Annotated in this window: 14 protein-coding genes and 1 pseudogene; 9 read left to right on the top strand and 6 right to left on the bottom strand. The window is 71.8% G+C overall.

Features of this window, described 5'->3' with window-relative positions; genetic code table 11:
- Positions 1-15: 15 nt before the first annotated feature.
- Positions 16-1,382 (top strand): annotated as a pseudogene (locus B1205_RS10410) (helix-turn-helix domain-containing protein).
- Positions 1,383-1,385: 3 nt separating this feature from the next.
- On the opposite strand, the gene B1205_RS10405 reads toward B1205_RS10410, so the two are convergent.
- Entirely contained in the window at positions 1,386-2,039 is a 654-nt protein-coding gene (locus tag B1205_RS10405; protein WP_441338475.1) for an NUDIX hydrolase, read from the bottom strand.
- A 1,095-nt stretch (positions 2,040-3,134) separates the two neighbouring features.
- On the opposite strand from B1205_RS10405, the gene B1205_RS10395 reads away from it, so the two are divergent.
- Entirely contained in the window at positions 3,135-6,008 is a 2,874-nt protein-coding gene (locus tag B1205_RS10395; protein ID WP_089155423.1) for an AfsR/SARP family transcriptional regulator, read from the top strand.
- A 10-nt stretch (positions 6,009-6,018) separates the two neighbouring features.
- Here B1205_RS10395 and B1205_RS10390 read toward each other — a convergent pair whose 3' ends face one another.
- Positions 6,019-6,582: a TetR/AcrR family transcriptional regulator gene (locus tag B1205_RS10390; RefSeq protein WP_089155422.1), complete on the bottom strand. Its 564-nt coding sequence runs from the start codon at positions 6,580-6,582 to the stop codon at positions 6,019-6,021.
- Between the two features lie 56 nt (positions 6,583-6,638).
- On the opposite strand from B1205_RS10390, the gene B1205_RS10385 reads away from it, so the two are divergent.
- Entirely contained in the window at positions 6,639-7,538 is a 900-nt protein-coding gene (locus B1205_RS10385; RefSeq protein ID WP_176308527.1) for an alpha/beta fold hydrolase, read from the top strand.
- 13 nt (positions 7,539-7,551) lie between these two features.
- Here B1205_RS10385 and B1205_RS10380 read toward each other — a convergent pair whose 3' ends face one another.
- Together B1205_RS10380 and B1205_RS10375 are read right to left on the bottom strand one after the other, a co-directional pair.
- On the bottom strand, positions 7,552-8,787 hold the full coding sequence (locus tag B1205_RS10380; RefSeq protein WP_176308526.1) for a DUF6357 family protein: 1,236 nt from the start codon (positions 8,785-8,787) through the stop codon (positions 7,552-7,554).
- Between the two features lie 8 nt (positions 8,788-8,795).
- Positions 8,796-9,374, bottom strand: coding sequence for a hypothetical protein (locus B1205_RS10375; RefSeq protein WP_254909839.1), 579 nt, complete (start codon positions 9,372-9,374; stop codon positions 8,796-8,798).
- Between the two features lie 285 nt (positions 9,375-9,659).
- Here B1205_RS10375 and B1205_RS10370 point away from each other — a divergent pair, with 285 nt between their 5' ends.
- Together B1205_RS10370 and B1205_RS10365 are read left to right on the top strand one after the other, a co-directional pair.
- Positions 9,660-10,394, top strand: coding sequence for an SDR family oxidoreductase (locus B1205_RS10370; protein ID WP_089155419.1), 735 nt, complete (start codon positions 9,660-9,662; stop codon positions 10,392-10,394).
- Complete coding sequence (locus B1205_RS10365; protein ID WP_089155418.1) at positions 10,394-11,284, top strand: SDR family oxidoreductase; 891 nt, start codon at positions 10,394-10,396, stop codon at positions 11,282-11,284. Before B1205_RS10370 ends, B1205_RS10365 begins: the two co-directional genes overlap by 1 nt.
- 33 nt (positions 11,285-11,317) lie before the next feature.
- Here the strand turns inward: B1205_RS10365 and B1205_RS10360 are convergent, their stop codons facing one another.
- A complete protein-coding gene (locus tag B1205_RS10360; RefSeq protein ID WP_089155417.1) occupies positions 11,318-12,166 on the bottom strand; it encodes an AraC family transcriptional regulator in 849 nt (282 codons plus the stop codon).
- Positions 12,167-12,391: 225 nt separating this feature from the next.
- Here B1205_RS10360 and B1205_RS10355 point away from each other — a divergent pair, with 225 nt between their 5' ends.
- The 3 genes from B1205_RS10355 to B1205_RS10345 all read left to right on the top strand — a co-directional run bounded on the left by B1205_RS10355 (position 12,392) and on the right by B1205_RS10345 (position 15,115).
- Entirely contained in the window at positions 12,392-12,802 is a 411-nt protein-coding gene (locus B1205_RS10355) for an AEC family transporter (RefSeq protein ID WP_369597281.1), read from the top strand.
- 107 nt (positions 12,803-12,909) lie between these two features.
- Positions 12,910-13,896 carry a MerR family transcriptional regulator gene (locus B1205_RS10350; RefSeq protein WP_089155825.1) on the top strand — a complete coding sequence of 329 codons (987 nt, stop codon included), beginning with the start codon at positions 12,910-12,912 and terminating at the stop codon, positions 13,894-13,896.
- A gap of 364 nt (positions 13,897-14,260) precedes the next feature.
- On the top strand, positions 14,261-15,115 hold the full coding sequence (locus B1205_RS10345; protein WP_254909838.1) for an SMP-30/gluconolactonase/LRE family protein: 855 nt from the start codon (positions 14,261-14,263) through the stop codon (positions 15,113-15,115).
- 233 nt (positions 15,116-15,348) lie between these two features.
- On the opposite strand, the gene B1205_RS31180 is transcribed toward B1205_RS10345, so the two are convergent.
- Positions 15,349-15,585, bottom strand: coding sequence for a hypothetical protein (locus B1205_RS31180; RefSeq protein WP_254909837.1), 237 nt, complete (start codon positions 15,583-15,585; stop codon positions 15,349-15,351).
- Between B1205_RS31180 and B1205_RS10335 the strand changes: the two genes are divergently transcribed.
- Entirely contained in the window at positions 15,575-18,007 is a 2,433-nt protein-coding gene (locus B1205_RS10335) for a PQQ-dependent sugar dehydrogenase (protein WP_254909836.1), read from the top strand. The genes B1205_RS31180 and B1205_RS10335 overlap by 11 nt on opposite strands.
- The last annotated feature ends 160 nt before the right edge of the window (positions 18,008-18,167 follow it).

Raw genomic sequence — 18,167 nt, 5'->3', positions numbered from 1 at the left:
ACGCTGGGAGCCGCCGTGCTGCTCGATCCGCTTCGGATACCGGAGGACGCGTGGTCGCACGGCGAGGTGCTGACCGCACTGTCCGTCCGCGACATCGGCAGGCTGTTCCACTGGATCACCCGGCTCACCGGTGCGAGCCAGAGCCGGATCGGGGCCGCGGTCGGGCTGGAACAGGGCTACGTCAGCCGGATCATGGCCGGACGCAAGGTCACCTCGATCGACGTCCTCGAACGGATCGCCGACGGATGCCGAATGCCGGACCAGGCACGTACCACGATGGGCCTGGCGCCCCGACAGACCGCACCGCCGGGCGGTAGCGGCCAGCTCACCCCCGAACGGCCCAGCGAGCCGCCGACCAACCGGACATGGCAAGACGACGTACGCAGTGCCGCAGAGCTTTGGCGAGGTGACGTGAACCGTCGAGACGTCCTCCGGCAGGTGGCATTCAGCTCCGCCGGCTACACCCTGCCGGCGCTGCGCTGGTTCACGGCTCCCAGTCCGGCCCCGGTCACCCAACCTGGACGCAGCTCGGTCGGTCAACCGGAGATTGACACCATCCGCGCGATGACCGCGACCTATCGCCAGTTGGACAACCAGTACGGCGGCGGACACGCCCGCGACACCGTCGCCCGCTACCTCCACCAGGAGGTGACCCCCCTGCTCACTGACGGCCGGTATGACCACGCCATCGGTCAACGGCTGCTCAGCGCCGCCGCCGAACTGGCTCAACTNCCCTCGCCCTGGACTTCGCCCACGCCGCCGGTGACGACGGCCTCGGTGCGGAGATCCTCGCCGCGATGAGTCACCAGGCCATCTATCTCGGGCACACCACCACCGGCCTCGACCTCGCCCGCGCCGCCGGCCAGACCGCCCGTCGCGCCGGAGTCCCCGTCCTGACCGCCGAAGCCCACGTCATGGAAGCGCACGCCCTCGCCAAGGCCAACGACGAACGGGCCTGCGCCGCTGCCCTGCACCAGGCGGAACAGGCCCTTGACCGGGCCGACCGCACCACCGACCCGCACTGGCTCAGCTACTTCGACGAGGCGTACCTGTCGGCCAAGTTCGGCCACTGCTTCCACGCCCTCGGCCGCAACACCCACGCCGAACGCTTCGCCGCCCGATCCCTACGCATGGACGATCGCTACGTACGCGGCCGAGCCTTCAATCTCGCCCTGCTCGCCAGCATCCACGCCCAGCAGGGCGAGCCCGATCGGGCCTGCGCCCTCGGCGCTCAGGCCCTGGCCCTGACCACCCAGCTACGCTCTGCCAGAGCCGTCGGCTACCTGCGCGACCTGCAAGCCCAGCTCGCCCCGAACCGGCGGCTGCCCACCGTCCGGCACTTCACCGGCCGCATCGACGCCACCCTCGGCCCACGACGCTGACCATCACAACTGGCCCCGGGCCCTACGCGCGATCAGCTCCAGCACCGCGATCACCGTGCCGGCACCGACGATCTCGCCCCGAGCCACCAGCCCGTACGCCTCGTCGAGCGGAATCCACGCGACCTGCTCAGCCTCGTTCACGTCGACAGGAGTGCCGATGTGCTCGGCCTGCCGGGCCAGGAAGAGCAGGTTCTCGGCATCGGCGGTACCGACCCACGGTTGGAAGGACAGCAGCGGCTCGACTTCCTGGGGCCGCCAGCCGGTCTCCTCTTCGACCTCCCGCACCGCACACGCCGACGGCTCCTCCTCGTCGTCCACGTAACCGCCGGGCAACTCCCACACCCAACGGTCGAACACGAACCGGTGCCGCCGCATCAACAACAGGCGCTCCCACTCGTCGAGCACGGCGACCATGGCTGAGCGGGGAGCCCGGATCACGTACTGCTCGAACCGAACCCCGTCCGGCAACTCCACCTCGGCGATACTCAGCCGCGTCCGCCTGGTGTCGTCCACGACCCGCTCGCCGTGGATGGTCCACCGGGTCGAATCCGCCGACTGCTTCTCCACCACCCCGCCAGTATCCGCGCCGAACGCTCTCCTGAGCCGCGCGGGCCGTTGGCGTNCCTCGTAGACCTCGCGCAGCGTCGACCGCGCCATCTGGTCGGAAGGACCCGCGATCATGAAGTTAGCGGCCGGCTGAGCCAGTTTTGCCACAGTCAACTTCATGATCAACGGATCGGTGACACCAGGCGTGCCCGCCGGGACGGCTATCCGGGGCCGCCGCGAGGGCGGCCCCGGTGCCGGATCAGCTCCCGCAGATGGCGTATGCGTTGAGGCTCCACGAGCCGGCGAAGCCGTCGGCGTCCTCGTCCGCCCGCACCCGCACGGTGTTCCCCCCGGTGATGTTGACAACGCTCAGCAGCACCTNCACGGCTTCAGGCCGGTGTCGGACGGGTTGCTCGCGCTCGTCCCCGTCGTCACGACCCGCTCCAGCCCGGCGGGCCCGTTGGCGCAGACCGCGATCGAGGTGGCGCTCCAGCCGGACGGTGCGGTGCCCTGCACGGCGACTGCCCGGACGGTCACCGAACTCAGGTCGAACGACGGCACCACCTGGTCGAGCACGACGTCGCCCAGGCCGCTGTTGATCCGCCCGCCCATCCCGATGACCTTCTTCGTCCCGCAGCTCGCCGTGACGAACTCCGTCCCGACCGCTCCGGTCGCGGTCACGACCTGGTATCCGGTTGGGGCGGGGGCACACTGGGCGAGGGCCATCAGCCCCCAGTCGCCGCCGAAGTTGACCGGGCCGACCTCCCGCATGGTCGCGATGAACCCGGTGCCGTTCGCCAACGGCTCCAGCCGGTCCAGCCCGACCCGTCCGGCGGCCGACGAGCCGGTGGGCAGGAAGGCGCCGCCCCCGGTGACCACCTTGCCGGCCGGGCAGGACGCGAGCGCCGACTTGTCCGCGCTGCTCTCCGCCGCCGACTGGCTGACCGTTTCCAACCCCGCCGGCCCCGCCGACGCCGGTGCCGCCCAGCCCAGGCCGCCCACCACGGCAGCCGTCGACACGACGGCCGTCAGCATGCCCCGTCGCTTGGTTACTCNCCCCCCCCCCCGCCGTACCCACGGGTTCGGCGGCTGGGGAAAGCCTCGGCGGGGCCGCTTGTCGTCTGCTATCCGACGGCTTGGCGCCGGCCGTGCCGGCCGCGCCGTCAATAGACTGTGGTCGTCCGATCACGACTGACGGGGAAAATCATGCGGTGGTCCCTCCTCGGCCCCGTCCAGGTGACCGCCGGGGGTCGGGTCCTTCCCATCGACCGCCCCCAGCAACGCGCGGTGCTCGCGCTGCTGCTCCTCAACGCCGACCGGCTGGTCCCCGTCGGGCAGCTCGTGTCGGCGCTCTGGGCCGACGACCCGCCGGCCAGCGCCCGGACCCAGGTCCAGGTCTGCGTGTCCCGGATCCGGGCGGCCCTGCGGGAGGCGGGCGCGACCGACCTGTTGACGACCCAGGGCGGCGGCTACCGACTGACCGTACGCGGGGGCGAGCTGGACCTCGCCGAGTTCACCGTGGCGGTCGAGCGGGCCCGCGCGGAGGAGGCGGCCGGCCGGCGGGCGGAGGCGGCGCGACTGCTGCGCGACGGCTTGGCGCTCTGGCGGGGGCCGGCGCTGGCCGGCGCGGCCGGAGCGTTCGTCGACGCTGCCGCCGCCGGCCTGGACGAGCAGCGGCTGCTCGCGTACGAGCGGCTCGCCGCCGTGGAACTCGACCTCGGCCGGTTCGCCGCGACCGCGCGTACCCTGCGCCCCCTGGTGGCCGAGCATCCGCTGCGGGAACCGCTGGTGGCCGGGTACCTGCTCGCCCTGGCCGGGTGCGGCCAGCAGGCCGCCGCGCTGCGGCTCTACGCCGAGACCCGCCGCCACCTCGTCGACGAGTTGGGCGTGGAGCCCGGCCCCGAGTTGAGCGGGGCCCACCTGCGGGTGCTGCGGGGGCGGACGCCGGCCGAGCCCGCAGCCGCAGCACCCGCACCCGCGGAGCCCGCGACCGCCGTACCCGCCGGTCCGCCGCCGGCGCAGCTTCCCGGCGCGCCCGCCTGGTTCACCGGCCGCGCGGCGGCGCTGCGGCAACTGGACGCGTTGCTGCCCGCCGGGCCGACGGGACCGGCCCGGGACGGCGGCGAGGGCGGTCCGGGGCCAGCGGTCGTCATCTCCGCCATCGCCGGCACCGCCGGGGTCGGCAAGACCACCCTCGCGGTGCACTGGGCCCACCGGATCGCGCACCGCTACCCGGACGGGCAGCTCTACGTCAACCTGCGCGGGTTCGACCTCGACGGCCGGGCCGTGTCGCCGGGCGAGGCGCTGCGCGGCTTCCTGGAGGCGCTGCACGTACCGCCCCAGCGGGTGCCCACCGACCTGCCCGGTCAGGCCGCCCTCTTCCGTACCCTGCTCGCCGACCGCCGGCTCCTGGTGCTGCTCGACAACGCCCGCGACGACGAGCAGGTACGTCCCCTGCTGCCGGGCTCCTCGGGCAGCCTGGTCGTGGTGACCAGCCGCAACCGGCTCACCGGCCTGGTGGTCAACGCCGGGGCCCACCCGGTGACGCTGGACCTGCTGCCCCCGGCCGAGGCCCGGGAACTGCTGACCGGTCGGCTCGGTCGCGGGCGCGCCGGGCGCGAGACGGCGGCGCTGGACGAGATCGTGCGCCACTGCGCCGGCCTGCCGCTGGCCCTGGCCGTCGTCGCGGCCCGCGCCGTCGGGCAGCCCGACGTGCCGCTGGCGGCGCTCGCCACCGAACTGCGGGACACCGACCCGGACCGGCTCACCGCGCTGGCCACCGGCGACCCGGCGACCGACGTACGGGCGGTCTTCTCCTGGTCGTACCGGGCGTTGGACGCCGAGTCGGCCCGGTTGTTCCGGCTGCTCGGGCTGCACCCCGGCCCGGACGCCGGGCGGGCGGCGGTGGCCAGCCTCGCCGGCCTGCCGCCGGCCCGGGTCGGCCCGCTGCTGGCCGAGCTCACCCGCGCGAACCTGCTCACCGAGCGGACCGCCGGCCGGTACGCGATGCACGACCTGCTTCGCGCGTACGCCTCGGAGCTGTGTCACGGCACCGACCCCGAGGCCGAGCGGAAGGCGGCCCGACGCCGCCTGCTCGACCACTACCTGCACGCCTCGCACGCGGGGGACCACCTGCTCGACCCGTACCGGTTGGCGCGGCCGGCAGCGCTGCCGCCGCCCGAGCCGGGCGTGACGGTGGGCGGCCGCCCGGAGCATCCGTGGGCGATCGCGTGGTTCGCCGCCGAGCACCACGTCCTGCTGGCGTGTGTGGAGCAGGCCGCGGACGCCGGCCTGGACCGGCACGCGTGGACGCTGGCGGCGGCCCTCACCACGTACCTCGATCGCAGCGGACACTGGCCGGAGCTGGCCGCCGCGCAGCGGACCGCCCTGGCGGCGGCGCTGCGCCGGGGTGACCTGGCCGGTCAGGCCCTGGCGCACCGGGGTCTCGCCATCGCCTGCACCTGGTCGGGCGACCACGAGGCGGCGCACCGGCACTACCGACGCGACCTGGAGCTGTACCGCGAGTTGGGCGACGACACCGGTCGCGCGCACACGCACATCGGGGTGAGCTGGGTGCTCGCCCGGCAGGGCCGGCTGCGGGCGGCGCTCGACGAGACCCGGCTGGCCCTCGACCTGTACCGGGCCGCCGACTACCGGGTCGGGCAGGCCAAGGCGCTCAACAACCTGGGCTGGATGCACGCCCGGCTCGGCGAGCCGGGGCCGGCGCTGCACTGCTGCCAGGCGGCGCTGCGGCTGCACGAGGAGACCGGCGACCGGCACGGCGCGGCGCTGACCTGGGACAGCCTCGGCTACGTCCGGCACGGTCTGGGCGACCACGACCGGGCCGCAGACTGCTACCGGCGGGCGCTGGCGCTGCACCGGGAACTCGGCGACCGGTACGACGAGGCGGAGGTGCTGGACAACCTGGGTGACAGCCTCCAGGCGGCCGGCGACCTCGACGCCGCGCGCCGGGCCTGGCGGGAGGCGCTGACGATCTTCGACGAGCTGCGCCACCCGGACGCCGACCGACCCCGGGCCAAGCTGGCCGCCCCGGCCGTGCCGGCGGCGTCGGCGGGCTAGGTGTTCTGAGTCAGATACGGGCGGCGGTCGCGGCGACGGTTGCCAGGTCGTCGCCGGTGAAGCCGGCGCGGCTCAGCACCGCCAGGGACTTGTTCGTCGCCAGCGCGCACAATGCCCGCTCGGCCGCCTCCTGCTCACCGACCCCCGCCGCCAGCAACGCCTGCTCCAGCATCGTCCGCAGGCTGACGATCATGGTGCGGACCATCGTCTGGCTCTCCGGGTCGAGTGCCGGGAGCTGCGCGGCCGACATGGTGAGCAGGCAGCCGTCCGGGACCGCCGGGTCGGCGATGCGGTTCAGGGTGACCCGCAGGTAGGCGGTGATCACGGCGCCCGGGTCGGCGTGGGGGCCGGACAGCGCTTGAAGGTAGAGCGGGTGGTAGGTCTCGGCGTACCGCTGGAGGCTCTTGCGGAACAGGGTGCCCTTGTCGCCGAAGGTGCCGTAGAGCGAGCCCCGGCCCAGGCCCGTGCCCTCGGTGAGGCGCTCGATCGAGGCCTCGGAATAGCCCCAGCGCCAGAAGACGAGCATCGCGCGTCGTAGCGCCTCGTCGACGTCGAACTGCTTGCGGCCCGCCATGTGGGTCAGTCTAACCATCTTGTACTGATCGTTCAAAGATGCGTATGCTTCCCGGCATGACAACCTTGAGTTCGCTGCGGCTGCCCGACGGGTTCACCGACGTCTTCACCAGCCGCCTCGTGGACGTGGACGGGCTGCGGCTGCACGCCGTCACCGGCGGGCACGGCCCGGCGCTGCTGCTAGTCGGTGGCTGGCCCCAGACCTGGTACGCCTGGCGGAAGGTGATGCCCGCGCTCGCCCGTGAGCACACCGTCGTCGCCGTCGACTCGCGTGGGGCCGGGCTCTCCGACAAGCCCGACGACGGTTACGACGCCGGCACGCTGGCCGCCGACCTGGCCGCGCTGATGTCCGCGCTCGGGCACGACCGGTTCGACGTGGTCGGCCACGACATCGGTACGTGGACCGCGTATGCCCTCGCGGCCGATCACCCCGATCGGGTGGGGCGGCTCGCCGTGCTCGAAGCCGTGATCCCCGGAGTCGTCCCGTCCCCGCCGTTCTTCGGCCCGGCCTCGGCCAACCAGAAGCTCTGGCAGTTCGGCTTCAACCGGCTCACCGACCTCAACGAGGACCTGGTCCGGGGGCGGGAGCAGCTCTTCTTCGGCTGGCAGTTCGCCACCAAGGCCGCCACCCCGACCTCGATCCCCGCGTACGCCGTCGACGTCTACGTCGACGCGATCGTCGCGGACCCGCGCGGGCTACGGGCGAGCTTCGCCTACTACCGGGCGCTGGACGAGACGATCGCGCAGAACCAGCAACGCAGCAGGACCCGGCTGACGCTACCGGTGCTCGCCGTCGGCGGCGCGCTCTGGAGCGGCCCGGGCGCCGCCCACACCATGCAGCTCGCGGCCGACGACGTCACCGGCGTGGTCCTCGACGACTGCGGCCACTACCCGGCCGAGGAACAGCCGACGCGGTTCACCGAGATCCTGACGGACTTCCTCGCCGCCGACCGGTAGCCGGCTCGCCGGACTACCGGGCGTCGCGCCGACGACGCGCACGCTCGAACTCGGCGACGTCCGACATCCAGGGCCCGTGCTGGTCGAGTGCGGCGCAGCCGCCGCGGACGAAGGCGCGCACCAGCTTCCGGTACCCGCCGATGCCGTCGACCAGGCGGTACTCGACCTGGTACTGCGGATCCGCACCGGCCTGGTGTCGCACCGTCGTGATCCGGGCGATGGAATCCGCGTAGAAGTGCAGTTGGATCCCCTCCCCCAACTCCTCGTCCTCGATGGTGAACACCTCGTTGTCCGAGGCCGAGCGATCGGCGACGAACGCCCAGAACTCGGCGGAGGCACCGCGAGGACCGCCCCGTACCCAGGTCTTCTCGCCGCCCTTGTCGTCGGTGAACGACAGGGCCGCCTTCGTCGACTCGGCAGCCTCCTCGTCGTCTTCCACCGGGGCGCTCCGGGCGCGGTCCGCAGCCTCCGAACACATCAGGAAGCTCACCGTCCGCACCGCGTCATCCACCAGTTCGGGGTACGCGCGACGGACGGCATCGTCGACCGCCGCCGTCATCCGGTCCCAGTCGCGCCTGTCCGTGGTCCGGTTTCCCCGCCGCGGATCGAGGCCGATCCGCATCCCGGCGCACGCCTGCTCCGCGGTGGCGATCACGCGCATGACCTGGGGCAGCAGCGCGGGGTCGACGGCGTCGGGCAGCCGCCTCGGAATCGTCGCGCCATGCACGTACTGGCCGGTGAACCTCAGGAGCCCGGCGTCGAGCGGACCGAGGACCACGCCGCGCTCGGCGCGACGGAGGTTCGCGTGATGCTCCTGCGCACGTTTCTCGTCCGCCCCCTCCGTCGCCGCGCGCATCGCCTCGCAGACCCGACCCCGCTCCAGCAGGTCGATGTCGGCGCCATGGGCGACGAGCCGGCTGCTGTCGGACCGGATGCGTCGGAAGAGCGCGTCGACGTCCTCGGGCGGGGAGAGCAGGACCGGGTCGAGGAGCGCGACGGCAGCGTCCTCGTCGAGCCGGCCCTGGATGCCGGCGGCGTCGCCCAGCGGAAGGAGCGCGCTCCAGAGCAGCAGGTGTCGACCCAGGTCCGCCCGGATCACCGCGAGGTGGGCTTCGGAGATCGGAAACGTGAACGTGCGGGGCTCATGGTTGGCGTCGGCGCCGGCGGCGAGCATCAGCCTCAGCTCGCCGTCGGAGCGGATCACGCTCGGGATCCAGGCGTCGCTGCGCGCGAAGACGACGTCCCTCACCGCCCTGCTCACGCCCACCGGGCGCACTCCGCGTCGAGGCGCGGGTCGGCACGCACCCAGACCTCGCCCCCGTGAGCCCCGGCCGGGGCGTCGACGCGTTCGAGACCGAGAAAGTCGATCAACTGGAGCAGTTCGGCTCGTCCGGCCCGGTCATGGTCGGCATCCTGCGACTCGAAGAAGACGTAGTACTGGTCCGTCGGATCGACGATGCCAGAATCCGCCCAGATCCGGCCGACTTCGTCGATCGCCGCCGCCTCCGTCGTGAACGCGGCGGCGCGGGCGGCGCCGCGGGTTTCCGGCGACTCGTCGAGGTCGGAGAGTTCGGGAAACCACTGGCCGAAGTAGTCGAGGCCGGCATATCCGTTCTCGAAGAACAGCATCGCGCCCGGCAGATAGCGGTTGGCGCGGTCGACCTTGAGGTGTTCCGACCGAGGTTGGTCCGCGTCCTCGATCCGACTGATCGCCCCCAGCCGGGGCCTGAGCACCAGGCTCTGCCCCGCCGGCTCGTCCCTGACGGTATAGGTGTCGGACTCCCGACCCCGGAAGAACGCGGAGAAGGCCTCGTAGGCTTCCTGCGGGTCGCCCACCGAGACGTGGTGGGCGTCGCCGTCACCGGCGGTGAAGACGAACTGCTTCGGTCCGGGACGGTAGGGGCGGGCCATGGGCATCCTTCGGTCATGTGGGACAGCGCCACCAGCGTAGTGGATCAAGGGTGGACGTGCCCCCGTCGTGGTGAGTGCCCCGTCCGCGAACAGCGCAATTTGCGGGGGTGATGCCGCAACCCGGGGCGGGCCGGGTCCGTCACCGGCGGGTAAGCGGTGGCTGGCGGCGTCCGGCCGCCCCTGTGATCCCCTGATCCCGAAGGGCAAGACGTGTCAGACAGCGAACGGATCGTTCTGGTCATCGGCGGCTCCGGTGGCATCGGCCGCCGGGTGGCCGCCCGGCTCGCCGCGGACGGCATGACCGTGGTGGTGCACTACGCCGGCAATCCCGCACCCGCGGAGGAGACAGCGAAGCAGATCATCGCGGACGGCGGCGCCGCCGGGACCGCGCAGGCCGACATCACCGACCCGCAGCAGGTACGGGATCTCTTCGACACCGTGGAGCGCGAGTTCGGCGGCGTGGACGTGGTGGTCAACACGGCCGGCGTCATGATCCTCAGCCCGCTGACCGAGATGGATGTCGAGGACTTCGACACCATGCAGCGGATCAACGTACGCGGCGCGTTCCTGCTCAGTCAGCAGGCGGCGCGGCGGCTGCGTAACGGCGGCGCTCTGATCAATTTCGCGTCCACGGTACGGAAGTTGGCGCTGCCGACGTACGCCGCCTACACGGCGAGCAAGGCGGCCGTGGAGGCGCTGACCCCGATCCTGGCCAAGGAGCTGCGCGGCCGGGACATCACGGTCAACGCGGTCGCGCCCGGACCGACCGCCACACCGTTCTTCCTGGACGGCAAGCGGCCGGAGGTGATCGACGGCATGGCCAAGGCGGCGCCGCTGGAGCGGCTCGGCGAGCCGGACGACGCGGCCGAGGTCGTCGCGTTCCTCGCCGGGCCGGCCCGCTGGGTCAACGGCCAGACCATCTTCGTCAACGGAGGCGTCATCTGATGAGCAGGATCATCCTGGTGACCGGCGCGTCGAGCGGGTTCGGCGCCATGATCGCCCGTTCGCTGGCCAGCGGCGACGACGTCGTCTACGCCGGCATGCGCCACACCGCCGACCGCAACGCCCAGGCCGTGACCGATCTCGCCGCGTACGCGCAGGAGCACCGCGTCCACGCGCGGGCGATCGAGCTGGATGTCTCCGACCAGTCGTCCGTCGACGCCGCGGTGGAGCGGATCATCGGCGAGCACGGGCGCGTCGACGTGGTGGTGCACAACGCCGGCCACATGACGCTCGGCCCGGTCGAGGCGTTCACCGTCGCGCAGCTCGCCGACGTGTACGACACCAACGTGCTGTCGACGCAGCGGGTCAACCGCGCGGTCCTGCCGCACATGCGCCGTCGGCGCGACGGCCTGCTGGTCTGGATCGGCTCGTCCAGTGCCCGCGGTGGCACGCCACCCTGGCTGGGGCCGTACTTCGCGGCCAAGGCGGCCGAGGACGCGCTCGCGGTCAGCATCGCGGCCGAGGTGTCCCGTTTCGGCATCGAGTCGTCGATCGTCGTGCCGGGCTCGTTCACCACCGGGACGAACCACTACGCGCACGCCGGTCATCCGGAGGACGAGACGACCGCCAAGGAGTACGACGAGCTGTACGCGTCCACGATGGACGACCTGCTCGCGAAGCAGGCGTCGCTGTCGCCGGAGGACGCCGACCCGGGCGAGGTGGCCCGCCAGGTCGCGGCGCTGGTCGGCCTGCCGAAGGGTCAGCGGCCGTTCCGCGTCTACATCGACCCGGCGCAGGACGGCGCGGAGGAGGTCTTCCGGATCGGTGACCGGATCCGCCGCGACTTCTACCGCACGCTCGGGTACGAGGAACTGCTGCACCCCGCGCCCTGACCGGCGCGGACGCCGAGCCTGAGCGTCCCGGGCTCAGTTGCGGTAGGCGGCCGGCGTGATGCCGTACTGGCGGCGGAACGCGGCTGAGAAGCGGCTGGCGCTGGCGTACCCGCAGGCCACGGCGATCTGCTGCACGCTCAGCTCGCTGCCGCGCAGCAGGCCCGCCCCGTGCCGCATCCGCTCCCGGGTCAGGTAGCGGTACGGGGTGAGGCCGGTCGACCGGGCGAACATCCGCAGGAAGTGGAACTTGCTGACGTTCGCCACCGCGGCCAGCTCATCGAGCTGAATGTTCGCGCCGAGGTTCGCGTGCATGTAGTCCACCACCCGCGCCAGCTCCCGCCTGCTCAGCGGCCCGGCGTCCACGCCCGTCCCGCCCTGGTCAGGCCGTACGCGCAGGCCGGTGTGCACCAGGTGGGTCAGCAGCGCGCCGGCGACCGTGTCCGCGTAGAGCCCGGCCGCGCCGGCGCCGAGCGCCCGGTGCAGGGCGAACAGCGACGACGACAGGTACGGGTCCGCCAGCGACAGCGCGTCCAGCCGCTCCAGATCGCCGTGGGCCATGGCCAGGTCGTCGAGCGTCTGGTGCAGCACCGCGGACGGGAACCGCAGGTGGAACGAGCGCAGCGTCTGCGTCCCGGTCGAGTGCCACCGGAACACGCTCTCCCGGCCGGGCGCGTTCACCGCGACCGATCCGGGCCGGTAGCGCGCTGCTCCGGCCCGGCTCTCGATCGTGTACCGCCCGGCGACCACGAGCACCATCGTCAGGTCCGGCCCGGCCGGCGCGACGAACTCCCTGAGCTGCGCCGGATCCGCGCACAGGCTGGCGCTGACCGTCCGCCAGCCCAGCCCGTCGCTGGTGGCCAGGGACGTCCCGGGCCCGCTCATCGGCGACCATGCGGATCCGGCCGGGTCGGCCGGGGGCCGAGGACGCGGTGGTCGTTCATGGCGCGATCCTCCATCCGGTTCCGCACGCTGTCGAGCGCATGGTAGAACCGCGGGACGGGATGCGAGGTGGAACGCGTGGCTTCCCCCTGCGGCAGGTGACGGCCGGATGAGCGTGGTGTCTGCGTTCGTACCGATCTGGATCCTTAACGCGGTCGGCTACGTGGCCTGCCGTCGGGGTCTGCTGGGCGAGGCGGTGGCCTGCGTCTGCCGTCGGCGGCCGACGCGTCGCTCACCCTGCTGTCGGGCGCCGCGGTTCCGACCGCCCTGGTCGCGCTCGGCGCGTCGCTGCACCGTACGGCGCCGGCCGAGCCAGCCGAGCCGGCCGGGCTGGCCGTGATCTGCGCGCTGAAGCTCGTCGCACAGCCGGTCACCGCGTATGCGGCCGGGCTAGTCCTGCACCTGTCCGCGCCGCAGTTGCTCGCCGTGGTGGTGTGCGCGGGCCTGCCGACAGCCCAGAACGCGTTCATCTTCGCCCAGGAGTACGGCGTCGGCGAGGTGGTGGCCAACCGGACGGTGGTGGTGACCACGACCCTGTCGCTGGGGACCCTGACCACGGCGGCGGCGCTGCTCGGGTGACCGGGGCAACATCATCCTGATGGGTCTCGACCGGCGGTCGGTCTTCCGTGTCCGGATCGAACTGAGGGCTGGCATCTCAAGCCGCTTGAGGTCGCATAGTGGTGCACATGGACATGAAGGATCTCTACGCGATCGGGGATGTCGCCCGGCGTACCGGATTGAGCGTCAGCGCCGTCCGGTACTACGCGGACGCCGGCGTCGTCACGCCGGCCGCCACCACCCCGGCCGGCCACCGCCTGTACGACGTGTCGGCCATCGCCCGGTTGGAGCTGGTCCGGACGCTGCGGGAACTCGACGCGGGTCTGGACGAGATCCGGCGGGTGCTGGCCGGCGAGGCGACGCTGCGCGAGCTGGCAACCACCCACCTGGCCCTGCTCGCGCGGCAGGAGGCGCGGCTGCGCAGTCGCCGCGCGGTGCTGTCAGCAATCGTGCGGCAGGACTCCACGGCCGGGCAGGTCATGTTGATGCACAAGCTGGTGGGCATGTCGGACGAGGAACGCGACCGGCTGATCGACGATTTCTGGACCGAGGTCACCACCGGTTGGGAGCCGCCGGAGCGGATGGTGCAGTGGTGGCGGGCGGCCCGGCCGGAGCTGCCCGAGCAGCCCACCGCAGCCCAGTTGGAGGCGTGGATCGAGCTGGCCGAACTGGTGCGCGACACCGATGTCCGGCAGGCCGTACGCCGTGAGTTGCAGGAAGCCTGCACCACCGGTGCGGGGCCGTTGATGACCTCGTCGCCGATGCTGGATTCCCTGGAGGCGGGTGCGGCGATCGGTCAGCCGGTGATGGACGCGGCGCGTGGGCAGGTGCCGCCGGACTCGCCCGAGGGGCGGGCGATAGCCGATCAGTGGATGGGGTGGCTGACCGGCATCTTCGCGACACCGGACGCCCCCGGGTTGCCGGACACGCCCGAGTTCCGGGTCCAGACGGCCGACCACATGCTGGCGGGCGCAGAGTGGGACCGCATGCCGGCGGAGGGCCCCTTCGAGCGGTACATGGAGCTGGTGGCCGCCGTGGTCAACGGGCCACCGGAGCAGTTCCCGTACGAGTGGCTGGCCGCGGCACTGCGTGCGTCCGCCGTACCGGCTCCCTGAACGGCGCCTTCGAGGCTCCTGCCGAAGGTGATCGTGAGGAACGGATGCGGGCCGCCGCATCCTCGCCTAAGCTGCGTCACATAAGCATCGATGTCTATCGATAACAAGTGGCGGCGGCCGAGGCCGGTTCACCGGCAACCACGGTCCTGGCATTCACCGACCCCGATTGGAGTACCCCGATGACCTGGCGTCCCACCATCGCCGCACTCACCGGCCTGTGCGTGGCACTCACCACCGCACCAGGCCCTGCCGGTGCCGCGCCCGCACCCCCGGCACCTCGGGACGCNTCGCCGGCCCACCCGGCGCGCCCCCCGGGGTCTGCCCGGGGGGCACCGGGTACGGCCCGCCCCTGCCGGCCAGCTCCGTGTCCGCGACGAAGATCCAGAGCGGGTTCTCGTTCCTCGAAGGACCGGTCTGGATCGCCGACGGCGGCTACCTGCTGATGTCCGACATGGCCGCGGGCACCGGGCCGAACAACGTACAGCCCGCCACGATCCGCCGGTTCACCCCGCCGGCGACCTTCGACACCTTCATCGCCAACGCCGGCAGCAACGGTCTGGCACTCAGCCCCGACGCCCAGCAGCTCATCGCCGCCACCCACGACCAGCGGACCGTCTCCGCATACCGGCTGAGCGACCGGGCCCGCAGCACCGTCGCCGCCGACTACCAGGGCCGCGCGTTCAACTCACCCAACGACGTCGCGGTCCGTTCCGACGGCGTCGTCTACTTCACCGACCCCAACTTCCAGCGTGGCAGCCGACCCGACCAGATGAGCGGACGTACCAGCGTCTTCCGCGTCTCCGGCGGCCAGGTGTCGCTGGTGGACGACCGGCTGCGGCAACCCAACGGCATCGCGCTCTCCCCGGACGGCGGCACGCTCTACGTGGGCGCCTACTCCGAGAACAAGATCTACAAGTACGTCGTCCAGCCCGACGGCAGCACCGGCGCCCGCAGCGTCTTCGTGAACTACCTCGGCGGTCCCGACGGGGTCACCATCGACTGCGCCGGCAACGTGTACTGGGCCTCCGGCTCGGACGGGCTGATCCACGTCTACTCGCCCGCCGGCGCGCAGCTCGGCACGATCCGCTCCGGCGGCGCCGGCACCACCAACGTGGCGTTCGGCGGACCCGACCGGCAGACCCTCTACATCACCTCCGGCCGAACGAACGACTCCGGCCTGTACAGCGTGCGACTCAACGTCCCCGGCTACCCGTACTGACCAGAAACCCCGGGAAGGAAGAACACCCGTGCGGACCAGTCCCCACCAGNCGTACCCGCCAACGCCGCGACGGCCGCACCGGCGACCAGCAGCCGGCCGGCGGCCGGGTTCGCCGCCGACACCAGCCCGCCCACCCGGCCGACCGGCCTGCGCAGCACCCGGCTGACCTGCCAGTCCGTCACACTCTCCTGGTACGCCTCCCAGGACAACGTCGGCGTCGCCTTCTACGACATCTACCACGACGGCCAGCTCGTCACCTCGGTCTCCGGACGGACGCTGACCGCCACGCTCAGCGTCGTGCAGGGTGTCACCTGGGGCTGGTACGTCAACGCCCGCGACGCCGCCGGCAACGTCTCGCAGGCCAGCTCCACGCTCTCGGTCACCCCGCCGTTCTGCCAGCAGGACACGTCTGCGCCCAGCACGCCGACCAACCTGGCCGCGACGGTCAACGGCACGGACGTGACCCTCACCTGGTCGGCCTCCACCGACAACGTCGCGGTCACCGGCTACACCATCCTGCGCAACGGTACGGCGGTCGGCTCCACCACCGGCACCGCCAGCAACCCGCCGGCGACCAGATTCACCGACACCGGGCTGACGCCCGGCACCGACTACCGGTACACCGTGACCGCCCGGGACGCCCAGGGCAATGTCTCGGGGGCGAGCGCCGCGGTCACCGCGCACACCGGCTCGGGCTGCACGAGCCCGATCTGCGGCGCCACGGCGGTCACCACCGAGAAGGACCTGCCCTGGGGCCTGGTGCAACTGCCCGACGGCACGGTCCTCTACGGCCGGCGCGACCTGTTCGACATCGTCGCCATGAACCCGGACGGCACCAATAAGCACAGCATCGGCACCGTGCCGAACGTGGCCGGCACCAACGGCGAGGGCGGCGTACTCGGGCTGGCCGTCTCGGCCACCTTCACCACCGACCGTTGGCTGTACATCTACCACACCACCACGACCGACAACCGGATCGTGCGCATCCGCTACGACGGCACGCTGCAAACTGACACCAGGCAGGTGCTCGTCACGGGAATCCCGCGCAACAAGTACCACAACGGCGGCCGGCTGCGCTTCGGCCCCGACGGCAAGCTCTACGCCGCCGCCGGCGACGGACAGAACCCGAACGTGGCCCAGGACACCAACAACCTGGGCGGCAAGGTGCTGCGGCTCAACCCCGACGGCACCGTGCCGGCGGACAACCCCTTCGGCAACTACGTGTGGAGCTACGGCCACCGCAACCCGCAGGGACTCGCCTTCGACTCCCAGGGCCGGCTCTTCGAGCAGGAGTTCGGCAACAACGTCATGGACGAGACCAACATCATCGTCAAGGGCGGCAACTACGGCTGGCCCGCCTGCGAGGGCACCTCCGGCGACTGCGCCAACCCGAACTTCAGGGCCCCCATCCGGACGTACCCGGTGGCCGACGCCTCGTGCAGCGGCATCGCGATCGTCCGGGACGTGCTCTACATCGCCTGCCTGCGGGGCAACCGGATGTACCGCGCGGAGATCAGCGGCAACACGCTCACCAACGTCCAGCAGTACTTCGTCGGAACGTACTTCCGGCTGCGCACCGTCGAACCGTCCCTCGACGGCAACCTGTGGCTCACCACGAGCACCGGCGGGGACAAGGACAGCACCCCGAACAACAGCAACGAGAAGATCCTCAAGGTGACCCTCGGTCAGGCGGCGTCNGGTGCCCGCGTCGCGCGGGCACCCGCCGATCGCGTGCGAGTGACACGTAGCGGGCGGCGAGACTGTCGAATTCGTTACGGCAACCTGACGGAGCGGTGGGACGCGCCTACGCTGAGCGCACGTTTCGCCCGGCGACACCGAACGAGATCAAGATGCTTGAGCGAGAGGCAGGACGGGCACCGGCAGGGAAGGGTGCTCCGGCGCCGTACCTCAGGCCCGAGCCGAAACGGCGTGTGGCGGCCTGCGGGTCAGCATCGGGATGGCAGAGATGTAACACGCCTCACCGAACTGCGGGTCGCCCACGACGGTGGCCAGCTGGTCAACCGCAGAGTGGTGTCCTGTCACCGCCGCCTCGAGTTCGGTGAGTTGATGTGCTCGGCGCTTCGGGTCCATGGCGGGGAACGCCTCGCCCGAGCGCATCTTCGCCAGCTCTTCTGTCCCGTACGCCAAGGCGCACTGAGGCCGTTGGCGTATCGGGCTTTTGCGAACTCCGGGCGCATCCGATGTCTCTCCCGGCCGTTAGATAGGAGCAGGTGGTTCGGTAACTCGTTACACGAGACCCCGAGCCTGACCGGAGCCGACCGGAGGAGCCGAGGTGGTACGACAGGGTTACCTCGCGACGCTGGTCGTGATGGGCGTGCTGCTCGCCGGATGCAGCAGGCAGAGCCACCCGGAACCCGCGAATCCGCAGCCGATCTCGAGAACCAGCGGGCCTGCGGCGCCGTTGACGCCAGCGTCACTGATCGGTTCCTGGANGGTCGGCAGCCGCTGCGGCACTCTGGGCGGATCCTGGCGGGCCAGCAGCGACGGCACCTTCCTCGCGGACATCTACACGGCCCCCACCACCGCGGTCGAAGGCATCCCCGGCTGCGCGAAGGCCAGTCAAGAAACCCCCGAATGGCTGCGCCGCGTCACCGCCTACCAGCTCGACGGCGCAGGACTACCCGTACTCCTCGACGCACGAGCACAACCGGTCGCCCGGCTGATCCCCGGGGCGACACCGACCCCCGAGCCCGACAAGGCCGACGACCTACTGGAACCGCCGGTGATCACCGACGAGGCCCGCCGGGCCCTGACACCAGCGGTCGCCCTACCAGCGAAGCTAATTCCGGTGGACCGACACCGGCTGGCGGGTCGCTGGATACCCCTGACGGGACACAAGGCCGCATACGTCAAGTTCACGGACGACGGTGAATGGCGCGGATCCGACGGCTGCAACGACGAGAGCGGTCGATGGATCACCGCCGCCAGCGGCACACTACTCACAACCGCAAGAGGAACCACCCTGACGTTTTGCGCCGACAGTGTGTCAGTCGGAAGATGGCTCGTGACGGCCAGACGAGCAGGTTTCGAC

The organism is Micromonospora sp. NBS 11-29, from assembly GCF_002140155.1.
In the GTDB taxonomy this organism is placed as follows: domain Bacteria; phylum Actinomycetota; class Actinomycetes; order Mycobacteriales; family Micromonosporaceae; genus Micromonospora.
The sequence above is the reverse complement of the archived record's forward strand: the minus strand, read 5'-3'. Positions and strand labels throughout refer to the sequence as shown.

Excerpts from the sequence above, each read along its gene's own strand:
- B1205_RS10390 (WP_089155422.1), bottom strand. The coding sequence starts at position 6,582 with ATGGCGGGCCGCAAGCAGTTCGACGTCGACGAGGCGCTACGACGCGCG.
- B1205_RS10385 (WP_176308527.1), top strand. The coding sequence starts at position 6,639 with ATGACAACCTTGAGTTCGCTGCGGCTGCCCGACGGGTTCACCGACGTC.
- B1205_RS10350 (WP_089155825.1), top strand. The coding sequence starts at position 12,910 with ATGGACATGAAGGATCTCTACGCGATCGGGGATGTCGCCCGGCGTACC.
- B1205_RS10360 (WP_089155417.1), bottom strand. The coding sequence starts at position 12,166 with ATGAGCGGGCCCGGGACGTCCCTGGCCACCAGCGACGGGCTGGGCTGG.
- B1205_RS10395 (WP_089155423.1), top strand. The coding sequence starts at position 3,135 with ATGCGGTGGTCCCTCCTCGGCCCCGTCCAGGTGACCGCCGGGGGTCGG.
- B1205_RS10365 (WP_089155418.1), top strand. The coding sequence starts at position 10,394 with ATGAGCAGGATCATCCTGGTGACCGGCGCGTCGAGCGGGTTCGGCGCC.